The organism is Bacillus pumilus, from assembly GCF_003431975.1.
Lineage (GTDB): Bacteria > Bacillota > Bacilli > Bacillales > Bacillaceae > Bacillus > Bacillus pumilus_N.
Genome location: NZ_CP027116.1, coordinates 3,843,359 through 3,857,721 on the forward strand (window position 1 = coordinate 3,843,359; position 14,363 = coordinate 3,857,721).

The 14,363-nt window shown below is 34.5% G+C and carries 10 protein-coding genes; 3 read left to right on the plus strand and 7 right to left on the minus strand.

The window, feature by feature from the left end; all coding sequences use genetic code 11:
• Positions 1-93 precede the first annotated feature (93 nt).
• From C5695_RS19885 to C5695_RS19900, 4 genes are read right to left on the minus strand one after another with little or no spacing between them, the layout of a single operon-like run.
• A complete protein-coding gene (locus C5695_RS19885) occupies positions 94-3,294 on the minus strand; it encodes a coiled-coil domain-containing protein (RefSeq protein ID WP_117732811.1) in 3,201 nt (1,066 codons plus the stop codon).
• Positions 3,291-4,019, minus strand: a complete 729-nt coding sequence (locus tag C5695_RS19890; protein ID WP_410369227.1) for a hypothetical protein — start codon at positions 4,017-4,019, stop codon at positions 3,291-3,293. The genes C5695_RS19885 and C5695_RS19890 overlap by 4 nt, the downstream gene beginning before the upstream one ends.
• Positions 3,955-5,385, minus strand: a complete 1,431-nt coding sequence (locus tag C5695_RS19895; RefSeq protein WP_117732813.1) for a hypothetical protein — start codon at positions 5,383-5,385, stop codon at positions 3,955-3,957. Before C5695_RS19895 ends, C5695_RS19890 begins: the two co-directional genes overlap by 65 nt.
• Complete coding sequence (locus C5695_RS19900; protein WP_117732815.1) at positions 5,361-6,680, minus strand: DUF2399 domain-containing protein; 1,320 nt, start codon at positions 6,678-6,680, stop codon at positions 5,361-5,363. The genes C5695_RS19895 and C5695_RS19900 overlap by 25 nt, the downstream gene beginning before the upstream one ends.
• Positions 6,681-7,203: 523 nt before the next feature.
• Here C5695_RS19900 and C5695_RS19905 point away from each other — a divergent pair.
• The 3 genes from C5695_RS19905 to C5695_RS19915 are packed head-to-tail and all read left to right on the plus strand — an operon-like array spanning position 7,204 to position 8,419.
• The gene (locus tag C5695_RS19905; protein ID WP_117732817.1) at positions 7,204-7,902 is read left to right on the plus strand and encodes a hypothetical protein; all 699 of its coding nucleotides are present in this window, start codon (positions 7,204-7,206) and stop codon (positions 7,900-7,902) included.
• An 11-nt stretch (positions 7,903-7,913) separates the two neighbouring features.
• Complete coding sequence (locus tag C5695_RS19910; RefSeq protein WP_117732819.1) at positions 7,914-8,162, plus strand: hypothetical protein; 249 nt, start codon at positions 7,914-7,916, stop codon at positions 8,160-8,162.
• Positions 8,159-8,419 carry a hypothetical protein gene (locus tag C5695_RS19915; RefSeq protein ID WP_233230767.1) on the plus strand — a complete coding sequence of 87 codons (261 nt, stop codon included), beginning with the start codon at positions 8,159-8,161 and terminating at the stop codon, positions 8,417-8,419. Before C5695_RS19910 ends, C5695_RS19915 begins: the two co-directional genes overlap by 4 nt.
• 50 nt (positions 8,420-8,469) lie before the next feature.
• Here the strand turns inward: C5695_RS19915 and C5695_RS19920 are convergent, their stop codons facing one another.
• From C5695_RS19920 to C5695_RS19930, 3 genes are all read right to left on the minus strand, one after another.
• Positions 8,470-9,318: an MBL fold metallo-hydrolase gene (locus C5695_RS19920; protein ID WP_117732821.1), complete on the minus strand. Its 849-nt coding sequence runs from the start codon at positions 9,316-9,318 to the stop codon at positions 8,470-8,472.
• Between the two features lie 90 nt (positions 9,319-9,408).
• Positions 9,409-12,501 (minus strand): AAA domain-containing protein, encoded by a 3,093-nt coding sequence (locus tag C5695_RS19925; RefSeq protein WP_117732823.1) that lies wholly within the window; start codon positions 12,499-12,501, stop codon positions 9,409-9,411.
• 427 nt (positions 12,502-12,928) lie between these two features.
• On the minus strand, positions 12,929-14,281 hold the full coding sequence (locus C5695_RS19930) for an IS1182 family transposase (protein ID WP_117732824.1): 1,353 nt from the start codon (positions 14,279-14,281) through the stop codon (positions 12,929-12,931).
• Positions 14,282-14,363: the final 82 nt, after the last annotated feature.

The following is a 14,363-nucleotide window of genomic DNA, read 5'->3' on the forward strand; positions in this document are numbered from 1 at the left end:
GTCAGTAATTAACCATTAAAATTTAGAGTATTACTTTATAGTTAATTATTTAAAAATTAGCTTAATATAATCATTTTAACAATCAAGGATGAGTTATTTCCTAACAAGCCCCACAATTTTGCTAAATGGAATAGAGGAATCATGTTCAACAACTAAAGCTTTTGAAAATCGATCTAGGTATTGTTTCTCGTGTGACTTTGGTGAAAGAATGATTAACTTCCTTTTTAATTCCTGCACATATAAATCAAACACTTTTAACTTCCGATTTTCATCAAGCGCGCTATCAAATTCATCTAGTACAATAAAACCTGGTGTAAACGATAAATTTTGTAATAGTGCTAGCGCAAATAGTAATGAGCTTAACGACTCTTCACCGCCGGACACACCTTTTCCTACTCGTCCGCCTCGTGCTTTTACACTAACATCTTCCATCGTCCCCCGATGGCCTTCTTTCCTTGCTTTAATGAATAATTTAAACACATTACGCCCTCTTCTATCTTCATCAACTGTCCAAGACACTTCTCCTTCAAATTGAAACTGCCTCATAAAGAATTCAAATCGATTCCTCACCTCAAGAACTCTCATGTTAATCGTTGTTTCTAACTTGTCCTTTAATTGCTCTGTCCTCGCTCCATTTTCTGTTAATAAATTGTCTAAACGCTTATATTCTTGATTCAGTCTTTCATATTCAGTCATCGCAGCCTTATAATTTTCAGGTGCTTCTGGATCAATCTCAGGTTCATTTCTTGCACCATTAAACATCGTTTTTCCATGATCGCGTTCCGTTCTTAACTCACTAATAGATGGAATTTGATCAGGAAATCGTTCTTGGCTTGCTTCTGAGTAAAGCGGTAACTCGAACTTTTTGATTTCCGTGATCTCTTGCAGGTAACCCACCAACTCTTGCTTCATTCGATCAATTTCATCTTGTTTTTCTTTCATTCGACGGCCTATGTCTTCTTTCTCTCTATTTTTATGTTGTAAGTCATCTTCTAATGCTTCTTTCACTCTCTTTTGTTTTTTGACTATGACAAGATGCGTATCAAGTTCTTCTTCTAAATAGTGGCTTTTTTTCTTGCACCTTTCATACTCTCCATCTATATCAGCCAACTGTTGTTGAAGTGATTTAAATGCTTGATACTTTTCTTTCCTTTTCCCTAACTCTTCGTAAAAAGTTCCTTCTCGTTCGAACAACGTATAATCATTGTTCAGTTGGGCTTTTACGTTATTCAAATCTTGTCTTTCTTGATCTAGCTGTTTTAACTGCTGCTGCTTGCCTGACAATTCCTGTTCTTTTCTTATTAATTGTCTCCCTCGATCTTCCCGTTCGTACTCTTTTGACATAAACGCTTCTGCTTCTTTCACAGATGAAATAACACCATTTAGATTTTGTAGTTGTATCGTTAACTCATTCAGCTCTTTCTCTAATTCCGTACACCTTATCTTCTTTATCTTTAATTGTTGATCAACTTCTTTTTTTCTGGCTTGTAATGATGTTTCACTTAAGATCAATCGGTCTTTTTCTTGTGAACCTCGAATACCCATTTCATCATATAAATATCCATTTTTGATGTGGATGGTCTTATGTTTGAAGAACTGCTCGACCCACCATAATGCTTTGATTGCATGCGGAATGAATTCGTCTCGTACACTTTCCTTCACTTTAAGATGAAGCGCTGGTAAGGATGTAATTGAGCGATCTGGAACTACATTCATGAGGGATACATGGTACAGGTCATTAGGTGGTTCGACTTCTTTCCCTTGAAAAAAGATTGTGTACTTAATCGCATCGAACAGTTGCTCATCTTTTAATTGAGCCTGTTCATCTAGTTCAACTAATTCACGAAGGGGAAATGCTTTCACGTTTCTATTTCTAAAATAGTTGAGTGACTCCTGTTGGCGTTGAGAAAGCTCTTGATTTCCCATCAATAATTGATGTTCGTTTTCTAATTCCTCGACCTCTTTTGATAATGTAAACTGTTCATCTTTTGATTTTTTGATTTCTAAATTTAATTGATCAATTCTCATGCTCACATTATGAGAACTCAGGTACTCATTTAAAAGCTCTTTCATTTTTTTACTATTATTTTTATCTTGCTCTATTTTAAACTTTAATGCTGCTATCTCATTACGTAATTGATTCTCTATCTCTTTTAATTCAACTTCACTTTCCATCATTTGTGAAAGCAAATACGTGTTGTGATCAATCTCTTTTTTCAACCGAATTAGGTTTGTCTTCACTTCCTGCTCCGTATGCCGAATATATTTTTCTTGTTCTGTGATATCCTTTAATTCCTCTTCTCTGATAGCAATCTCTTCAATTTTCTTAGCTTTCTTTTCTTTTAATAAAGACATCTCTTCGTGACCAGCTTCAATATCAACTTCTAACTTTTCTTGTTTAAGTAAAAGTTGATTCATACCTTCACTGTGCTCTGAAAATTGTGCTTGTTCCAACTGAATTTTATCATTTATTTCTTCATAATCAGTTTCAAGCTGATCAATCAAATCTTCCAATAGTTTCTGTTCTTTTTTGAGTTCTTTTTCTAATAAAAGGAGTGCTCTTATATATTGTGTGCCTCCCGTTTTTAGACGTTCTTGATTCTGATTAAAAAGGTATAAGCGTTGTTTACTAATATCGAGACTTAATTTACTGTTATCGACGTTGTGCTTTGTAAGGTCTAACGCTTCCTTGGATTCTTTTAATCTCTCAATGCTTTCTTCCCACTCTTGCTGCATTTGAGAAATACCGTGCATTTCACTAAAAACTCGAAAGCGCTCTTCTGGATTCATAGTCGCAAATTGATTGACATCTTGCTGATACCAAATTAAATAATAGGCGTCAGGATCAATTTTATATTTATAAAGTAATGTCTCTTTATAAGATGAAAAGTTAAACTGTCCGCCGCCAGAGGTATATGTAATTGTATTCTCCCACTCATCTATCTCTTCTCCAGTTGAAATGGTGTACTCCCTTTTCAACAATTGTCCAGACTCTTGTACGATGTTCAACGTAAATTGGATAAACTTTGCTGCATCAATTTTCATCGAACCTTCATTTTGAAACACAATCGAAATTTTAGCTTTCCACGTCTCGTCAGGCAAAAGATTACGTGATTTTAAGCCTTCCAAGTCAACTTTTGAAGAATATAAGACAGCACCTAGACAATAAGTAATGGTGGACTTACCAGAACCGTTTGGCCCAGAAATGAGAATATGCTGATCAGCTCCAGCTAAATCAATTTGTTCCGGACGATAATCACGTATGCCATGAAACGTTAATCTCCAAGGTATCATTGCTCTGCCCCTTCACTCTGAAAATTATAGCGTTTAAAAAACTTCATGACTTCTTCTTTATTTAATTGATTTGAGTGACTAAACTCCGCTGTTCTTCGCAAGAAAGAGTCTGAAAAAATATTCGCACCGATAGCCGTCAATTGAAAAGCTCTTTCTGTTGATTCCGTCTCGTAGTCTTCAATCGCACCGATTTTTTTCAGAGGGTCGATATTTAAATTGATTCTATTATTCGCTTTCTTTGTTTCATGCCCTAAAGCTTCTAACAGTTGATCAAACAATGTAAATTCATGTTGCAGTACTTCCTGTTGATAAAAGATATAAAGTAAAATAGCCAAGCTTTCCTTAGATAACGTGTGACGTGCTGCAGATGCTGTCACTCGCATAAGCACAACCACTTGATCTCGCTCATCATCATAGATGATTTTGAAATATCGACTAATGGCTTGATTAACTCTTTTAATAAATGAGAAAAAGTCTTCTTCACCCGAAATACCTAGTTGTTTCTCGACTTCCTTACGAGATAATCCAAAATTTCCAGATCGAATTGAAGCAGATGATGAAAAAAGAATGTTCATGAACGTCATCTCTTCTGTCTGCGTGAGAATACCACGAATGTTTTGCAACGCATTCAATGGGTTGACATTCAATTCGGTCGTTTCATCATTTGGACTTTCTTTGATGGTCGTTGTCTCTTTTTCGTTTGACAATATCTTTTCCATCTTCATGATTCATCCACTCCCATTCTTTTTCGTACTGTTTATGTTCTCTTATTTCCGTCCCCTTTGATATAACAATCTCTTTATTGCTCACTAAAGCAGAAATAGCAGTTAAAGCATTTATTGCGTCACTCCACTGCTCTGTTGTAGCCTCAATGACAACCTGTTCTAAAGTCGCTTGTTCTTGCTTTTCAAAGTACGCTTCAATCTTTGTTGTATCAATCATTTCTTTTGTTAAAAGCCAATTAGACTCTGCGATGTGTCGCTCTAAATCAACACCAGACACCTCTTCGTTTGCGTATACAATATCCTCTTCTTCCTCTTGAATTGAGTCAATAATAGGTTCATAATTTTCTAAATAATCGACAGCCACCTCAATTGTGCCAGACGTTAAAGGAGAAGCAAACTTCACAGGAATCCATAACCCATCAACTGCCTCATCTTTATATTGATTTTGTTCCATGAAACTTAACAACTGGTAAACATCTGGAATATCTGATTCGAGTGATGGTTCAAACATACTGGAAATGAAACGTCTAATTTTTTCAGGCTGAATATGAGAACTAAATGGGGTATTCTGCATATTCGTAAACTTTAAATATTTTTTAATCATGCCAAGGCTAAGATTTGTCCCTGTTGTAAGAACTTCTGTACCTCTCTGCATGAGTTCTGTAAGAACTAAACTGTCTTCCACTGTTTGAAACTTTTTAAATCTCTCTTCCAGTTTTACATCTAAATCATTCATTAACTCGTGAATCAACTCTAACTGGGGTAAGGCATGTCGATCGGCAAGCATTTCTAACTCACGCTCTTTTAAAAGTGTGATGGCATTTTGTACATGCTTTATCATACTTGCAATTTTGTTCCCACCTGAAATCCCTTGATCGTCATAGGCCTCACTAATATCTGAATCTCGTCTAGCCTGAAACAACGACCTGCCAATCTCATCATTCATATAATAAGCTAATGAATCATTGGCCAGTCGAATCAGCATATCCATCATCCGTTTTCCAACATCACGCATTTTGATTCTTCTCGTTTGTTTAGAAATCCAATTGTACTTGACTAGTACCTGAATTACCTGATCGACTCTTTTTTGAGAAGGCGGCTCCTTATCATCATAACGATTTCGATACCGATAGTAGATTGATTCAGTATTTTCAATAAGGCCACTTAAACCTAGAGCTTCTTCATTTAGCAACTGAATGATTTTTAAAAGCCTAAGTATTTCCCCAGGAGTTTGAAAAAATTGTTGTGCACCTAAATCACTAAGAACCCCACTAAGAGTAGAAATGTCTCTCATAGATTGCATCAATTCTGGTGCTGAGTATGAAGATTGAAAAATTGAAATTAATCCTGAATCCACTTTTTCCAAAGATCGACACCTCCCATCATCTGCTCTTGTTCCATCGTTTGATGCTGAAGGAAATCCGTCAAATACTGTTCATAATGCTGATGATCCGTTGTCACTTCTTGATTTGGCAATATCCACTTCAGCTTTAACTGATCATAAACTTTCAATGTTTCATAAACTTTTCTTGCAATATAAACACCATCTAAATCATAATCACACCAAATCATCACTTGCTTTACCTGACTATGATCTAAAATTTGTGTCATTGCTTTTCGATGTGCCGATCGCAAATGTCCATCCGTACATAAAACATATGATTTCGTCTCTTTTAAAAAATCTTCTTTTGACGCCATACTTGTTAAAATAGCTCGATTTTCAACGATCCAGAAAGTCCTTGCATCTGTATGATAGGCTTCATTTAATATAGATAAGTTTGTGATAGCATGAACTGGTCCAATTTCATAAGAAGAGTATTGTCCCTTCAGCTTTCCAGAAAAAAAGACGGGTGTGATTTGCCCCAAACTCGTTAAGCCCAACTCTTGAATTGGGGTTTGCGACCAGTCCTCTATCTCACTTATAAATTCTTCTTTGTCAGCATCAAATTTTTTTGAACCCCCAATTTCCTGATAATACATTGCACCAATCTCTTTCCAATCAAACGATTCTTTAAGAGAGGAAATATGACAAAATGCGCAAACAAAATGTAGATACTTGAGCCTTTTCATCAGTGGCCAACTGTTTGGAAATGATAGGGAAATCCCCATCTCGCTAGAATTTAATTGCTGAGCCCTCTCTGTTAACTTTTTAATTCCTGATACTCTATTGGGAGATAATGTTTGATGTTCTTGGTCTTTTTTCAGTGCAATTTCGTTCAAACGATCTTGGATCATTAATACATCATTCACCAATTCATCATGCTTTCTTTGATGCTGCACTGATTGATATTCAAATAATCGATAACCCATTCTATAGTGGGATCTACTAACTGTTTTACCATCCTTCTCAAAACGAATCTCCTTGATAATCCAGCCTTCCTTTAACCAATTAAATGTTTCCTGTTCATCTTCATTTAATTCCACTTTTCTATTAGTCGTTAAGGCTAAAGATGCTAGTGCTGGATCTAATGGTAAATCATTTACATGGTGATGCTGGGTAGATACAGTTAATAAGCCTAAAACCCGATATGTTCTTGCTGACCGCTTAATAATGTTGAACTGAGTGAAAAGTTGATCTTGTAATGCAGATGGTAACTCTAACTCTTCTTTGCTTCTTAGGATATAGTCTTCAATATATTGGCGTACCTTTTTATCTATCATATCATTGCCTCTCTACTTGTTTGATGTCTCTATTTAAATGGAAAATTGAGTGTGAATTTGGCATTATCGTATTTCCTCAATGGAGTTTTTTCATATTTAAATATGTTCAGAAATTAAAAATATCTGATCTTCGCATTCATTAAGTTTATATGTATTATTTTACTATTTAACACTATAAATTGGAATTGTTTTCAGTTAAGAAAAAAGAATTGGGTAATGTCTTTTACAGTTCGTGATGCAGAAGATATTGTAGGTTCAGAAATTAAAAAAGCCTCTTTTGAGGGATTAGCTCAAACGAGACTTTTTTAATTTAGTGGTCAAAGTTATGAGTTAAACTTCTTTTGCAAATGGTAGTTGATGTAATAAAATGTTTTTAATCAACATAAAAAACAGAGGATACTATTGAACTTTATAACGTGATTTCATTTATTAACTTTAAATTATCTTTAAAAGTTATTGCTATCTATTTAATAAATATATTCCATCGTATATCCTATTTATATATAAATAGAGGAGTGATAATATGCTTATTCATATCAAGAAAATAGCCGTTGCAGTAGCGTTTATTCTAATGTTCTCTTCTGCTACCTCACCTTTTGTTAAAGCTGAGGAAGTAAGTAAAAAAGAATTTGTAGATTTTGATTTAGAATCTATAAATAGTATTGATGATATCCCTAAAGAACTTTTAGATCCTAATTTCTATAGTGAAGATGAAATTATTGAAATACCTCTTGAGTATTTCAATCCATCACATCCTGATACTATTGATAATATTTTTATAGGAAGTAACTCCAAGAAAGGTGAAATTCATACTTCGGCAATCGCAGCTGCTGCAGGTGTTTACCTCATTCCAGGGATAGGACCAGTTGCTTTAACGGTAACTGGCGCAGTTGTTATTGGTGGAGTTACCATTGCAGCTGGTTCTTGGCTTTATAATAAGATTAGTTATTATTTCAGTAAGAAAGCTGCTGATGCTGCAGCTAAAAAAATCCCAAAGAGTTTAAAAAAATCAGAGGGTAAAGTTGATTTAAAAAAGTTTAAAGACAAACATGGAAAAACGCCAGCCCAAAAAACAAGCGGTACGTTCAAGAATGGTAAATGGGTAATAACAAAAGATGTAGGGAAGCATATAGGTTATAATGGAAATAAAAAAGCTTGGAAAATTGGCAATCCTACACGAAAAGCATCACTAGATAAGTATGGTAATGTTATCAGTGAATAAAAGGAGGAACTATGAAAACAATAAAGTTTTTTGACTGGACAATTCATTTACAACATGATTTAACAGCTGTTACAGATCATAATGAAAAGAAATTGGTCATTTTAGAACCATCAATTGAATTAAACGGTGTGATCTGGATAGATGACAACGATGAGCTACAAATCAAACCGACTTGGGATTGTGTCATTACAATAGATCCAACCAACAAATCACTGACAATCCGGCAAACAGAAGAAGTATTCGGAGATGTGTACGAATGAAAACAGGAGGAACTATGAAGAAAATTACTTTTTATGATTGGACAGTTCACTATCCTGAACATTTAACAGCTGTCAAAGATGATACAGAAAAGAAAATGGTCTTTCTAGAACAGACTGTTGAATTTAAAGGGATTATCCGTATTGATGAGAATGATGAACTGCAAATTAAGCCAACTTGGGATTGTGTCATTATGATTAATGCTAAAAATATGTCTGTTACAGTTCGTGATACAGAAGATGTTGTAGGCTTACCATAAAATAAAAAAGTCTCGTTTGAGGGAAATCACTCAAATGAGACTTTTTTTGTTTAGTATCCATTTACAAAGTCAGTAATAGTTTCTACTTCATCTTCTGTCAATTCTCTGTTCACGTAATCTTGATATTCTTGCGTGATTCTCTGCTGATCTCCACCACATAGATCAGTGTATTTCGCCATCATCCGAAGCTTATCTGTTTCCTGACGAAACTCTTCTTTTGACCACGGTCTTTGGTGTGAAGGAATATACGTATCAGCCTCAAAAGCATCTAACTCATCTAAAAGACGCAAGATTTCTTTCAACGTATAATGTACGTTTTCAGCATACATTTTCGGATAAATGCAATCACCAAGAAACAGGATTTTCTCTTCTTTCACATACACGATCACTGAATCAGCCGCATGATCGCCCCCAACATGCTGCACAACACAAGTGACCCCGCCAAGATCAATTTCCATCCGACGGTCAAACGTGACATCCGGTAAAACCACCTGAATGTCTCGATGATTCTTATATTCTTCTTTTATCGCCTTCGCGCAAAACTCAATCTCCGTTCCCTCCCTCACCCGCTCATCAATCGCCTCATCTGACCAAGAAAACGGAAGAAGCTTCTCCATTTCCTTTCTGGTTCTTGCAGAAGCAATTGAAACCGTATCAGGCAGCGCCGGCAAACCAAAAATATGATCCCAATGCCAATGCGTGAGGACAACGAGATCGGGCTTGGCGTTGTCATGCTTTAAAGTTCTTTGGATGAAATAGTTTGCATGATCTTCTGAATTGCCAGCATCGATCATTAATGTTTTGTTATTGCCTATGACCATGCCTAGGATGGGGCGGTCGGTGTGTGATACTGGTGTGATGTAGGAGAAGGTTTGGCTTATTTTTTTGATTGTATGCATGGTGTACCTGCTTTCTTAGATTGTATATTGAAGTACTACTTACACAGCTGGTTACAAGCCAGTTGTACGTATATGTTATAAGTTTGAAATTCAATTATTATTATAGTCATTAATAATTGATATAGTCTTGTTTGCAACTTCACTTCCAATAGATGCATACAATTTCTTATCACCAATAATATAAAATTCTTCTTTAGCTCGAGTGGCCGCAACATTCATTATATTGGGCTCTGAAACAGCCCATTTTGCTGCTCCACTGCTATTTGAATCTGTTCCTAGGACAAAATAGACAATTTTCGCTTCTTTTCCTTGAAAAGTATGAACAGTACCTATATTTGTTGGTTTACCGTCTTTTCGTTTAGTAAAGCAAATTTCATCTAAAGCTCTTGTAATTTGATAAGCAACATTTCTAAAGGGAGATATTACATAGATATCATCAGCTAAATCTGTATTTGCTTGTAACTGCTTAGTAATTTGGTTTTTTAGTAACTCAGCTTGTTCTTTAACATATTTGTCATTAGCCTTTCCAACACAATGAAGCCACTCTGATGTCCCTTGCACCTCATCTTCATTTTTACCTTGTACCATTAAACCATCATAAGAAATTTCATTAGAAATTGTGAACATTGGATAGTTTGAACGTCTATGTACCCAAAGTGGAATACCAATCCATTCATCTTCGTTTTTTTGGAATCCATACTGACTAGTATCATCTACTATTGTTTGAGTGGATGCATTAGCAGATACAAATTTTTCGTCTACATTATAGTGTCTTCCAATCAAAGTTAAAACATTTGGATCTAAATTTAATACAGGCTTTATTTGTGATGGATCCCCAACAACCATTACTTTTTTACTTCTGAATATGGCTCCAACACTAGCCTGTGGTAGTGCTTGACCAGCCTCGTCAATGAATAAGTTGCCTATTGAATTTTCCTTTAGGTTTTTAAACATTCGACCAAAACTTGCAAAAGTAGTACTGATTACTGGCACAGCGAAATTGATCCATTGCCATGATTCTGAAATTAACTCATGGCCATTCTCTTTCGCAATGTAATTTGATTGTTTATTCCAGATAATTCTTGCCGCTTTTAAATTTCTTACGTTCTCATTGAGGAATTGCTTTTTAACTTTTAAAGCCGAAATAAACAATTCTGATTGTAAAATACGAAATTCTTTTGTAAACCAAGGATTAGACTTTTGAAGTTCTTCGTATGATAGAGAAAAGTCTATTTCCTTAATTTCACTTTGTGATTTGTTCTTTTCAAATGCATCAATTTCTTTTTTCATTTTTCCCAAATCATTATTATTAGCATTCACCCATCGTTCAAAGGTAGATTTTCTTTCTATCATTTGTTTTTGAGTATGCTCTTTTTTAACAGCATTTTTCGATAGATGATTTTCAAGCTGTCTATAATCAATTGTCAGTGTTGTTTTTTGTTGAGTTAGATCATTTAAATGTTCATTCACACTGCTTATCTTTTTGAAATAATGTTCGACTTTAGATTTATTAAATATTTTCTGTAACCATAAAAAACTAGGCTTTTGTGAAGTAAGAACATGATAATTTCGTTCAGCTTGTACTTCTGCCCTTGATAAATTTTCAAGTTCAACAGAAACATTAGATAAAATTTTTTGAAATTTTAATTCCTCTTCTCTAAGTCTCTCTAATTTAGCTTTTGCTTCTTTTTCATTACTAGTCAAAACTTTAAGTTTTTCTTTTTTCTCATTCTCAAATTCTTTAACTTGATTTATATATTTGATATTGAGTTTTCGTATTTTATATAATTTTCGGCTATATTTTTCTACTTTGTCTCTTTCAACTTTTAATTTATTATAAAGCCGTTTGAATTCCTGATATACTCCAATATTCGATTGATCATCTTCCTCTAAATCTTTTTCAATTGCCTCTATGTTGAGAAGCAAATTATTCATGTTGATTGAATTTCCACCTTCTAATGAAAAAACACCCCAATTTTTATCATTGAGCAGTTCACTTATAATGTACCGATATTTCCCAAATCCTTCTCCTGTTAGTTGAGAATTAGAAATATCTTTGAAATAATCTGCTTTCTCTAATTGATCTTGAAAACATTTTGGAATCTCTTCTTTCACCGGTAATTCATTAACGATATTTTGGACTGCTCCATTATTTGAACTTGCCACAATAATATTTTTATCAGAAATAGATCGTGGTAAAACGCCAAGTTTAGCATTTTGCCAATAGGTCAGACTGCCTTGAATCACTTTATTAGAAAGATTTGAAATAGCTAGTGCCTGTTGTACGACTAAATCAGCAAAAATATCCTTCAACAATGTTGTCTTGCCTGTTCCTGGTGGGCCGTTAATACTTCGGATATCGTTTTTTCCGTTTAAAGCTAAATTGACAGCTGCTTGTTGCATAAAATAGAGTGCATAATCAGGGTTTGATGGAAAACGTCCTAACGGATAATATTTTGGTTTTAAAGCAATTTCCTCAAAAATATAAGTGTTAAAATGTTCAGACTCTTTATGACTGTCTAGATTTCTTATATTTCCAGTAAACCCGTTAAAATATCTGTTTATATTTTCAGTATCAATTAACTTTGCCATTTTTAAATCTTCAATAAAGAAGGAATGTAGATTAATATCCTCATTATCCAGATGTCGTATGAATTTATAACGGAAATTATCTATTGAGACGTGATACTTTTGTATAAGTTCAGAAAACACATTATGAAAACCCTCTTCAAATTTTCGATCTATTTCTTCTCTAAATAAATTTTCAACTTTTAAGAAATCATCAGGTAAATTGCCATGTTCGCGGATATAACCGCTCATTGTTAAAAATAATTTATCAGCCACTAGGTTGAGTTGATGATCAAAATATAAAGCGAAAGTAAATTTTTCCGAATTACTTATTTCCTCATAAGTTTTCTCAATATTATATTTTTCTCTCAAAATATCAACAACTTCTTGGAAATTGAAAATACCAAAGTAAAATACGATTCCAGATTTTTTAAAGGACTTATCTGACATATTATTTTGTTGTTTTTGATGAGATAAAAAATTCATAAAGAATTGTTGCCAATCTTTTTCAATATGATGAAATGTCTTTAATAATTTGCCACTTTTATTAATTGAACCTTCTGCTAACTGCTCTATTGTAATCCATGCATTCAGAATATCTTCTTTTTTATTCATGCTATATCTCCTGTTATCGAGCATATTTAAATAATGACAATTATACTTTTGAATAGTCTTTAATATTAAATAATAACATACTTTTCCAGTGTCGCTCAATTGATTGTTCAATCGAATTGTAAAAGGCAAATGCCTCTCTTTAGAACTTTGTGAATTTGCAATAGGAGATAATTAAAGAGACACTTACACTAGGAATGGGAGTTGAAATACTTGAACATGAAATTAACAATCACCAGTACCTTAATGAAGAGACTTCACTAAATGTATTTTAAATTAAGAGATCCTTTTATAGTTACATTTCCTCTGTAAACATTAGATTATTACACTTCTAATAAAAAATAAAGCGTCATTCAATAAAATTGAATGACGCTTTATTTTTAGGGTAAGTATGATGGATGAAAATTAATGAAAAAGGCTTCCCACACACCTAGCCTAGCTTCGCTAGGTGTGTGGCAATCTTTTTCATGTTCTGGCACGCAGCTGTGAGGAGAACTTGCTCACTCACGTTTTGTTTTCCCCTCAACCGGCAGTAGCGAAGCCCATGCAGTTGTTTTGAATCTGCAAAGCTTCGCTCTATTTTTTCTTTTCTTTTTTTATATAGCTCTTTTCCAGAGACAGTTAGACGATTCTGTCTGATCTTTTCTTTATGTTCTTCCCATATGTGTCTTGAGATGACTTTTTGATGATTTTTCGACCTTGTGCATCTTTCAAGGAAAGGACACGATGCACATTTTTTAGGATCTGATTTGTAGAATCGATAACCTTTTCGATCAGTTGTCGTATATAAAAGCTTCTCACCCTTTGGGCATATGTAATGATCATGTTCAGAATCATACTGAAATTTCCACTTCTCAAATAACCCTCTTGTTGGATGAAAACGTCTATGGGCAATGACACCAAAAACATGTCGATCAGATAAACCTTTACAGATTGGTGTTGTCAAATAACCTGAATCAAGCGCAACAGCTTCTACTTGAAAACCAAATCGTGCGATTTGGTGATCTAATCGATCAAGATACGGAACAGAATCATGGACATTTCCAGGCGTGACATGAGCATCAGTGATGATATTATACTTCATATCTGTTGTCCGGTGGTCTAGGTAGAAAAAGCCTTCTGGCTTGTTTTCACGATAAAGATAGCCACTTTCAGGATCAGTCATACTTTGACGAATGTCTTTTTCTGTTTTCACCTCCTCCTTTACCTTTAAGAGCTTTTTTCCATGTGCCACCCGATCTTCTTGGACTGCTTCTTCTAATTCATTGATATAGTTCTGGGTATCTTGTTCAATCGTTTTTCTCGTATATTTATGTTTATTAGCATTAGCTTTAAGATGAGTTGAATCAGTAAAAAGAACGCGACCTCCTACCATATCATGATTGATAGCTTGAAGCACAATCTCATCGAAAATGTCTTGAAAAATCGTTGTATCTTTAAATCGAGTACGACGATTCCAGCTAATGGTCGAGTGATGAGGAACGGGGTCATTGATGTTCAAACCTAAAAACCATCTATACGCCATGTTATAGTAAATTTCTTTTTCGAGTTGTCTTTCAGAACGGATACCGTACAGGTATCCGATAAACATCATTTTGAACAAAATAAGCGGATCAAGAGAAGGACGGCCTTTATTCTCACTATAATAGGGTTTTACTTTATCTACGATAAATGAAAAATCAATGTACTGATCAATTTTACGAAGCAGGTGATCCTCTTCGACCAGTTGATCTAGCAATACAAATTCGGCTTCATGCTGAGAAGAATTTCTAGTGTGGAACATGGGAAAAACACCTTCCTTAAGTGGGATTTCTCTATTATAAAATGAGGAGATGGAAAGTTTAAGGGGAAAAATAAAGCTGTCG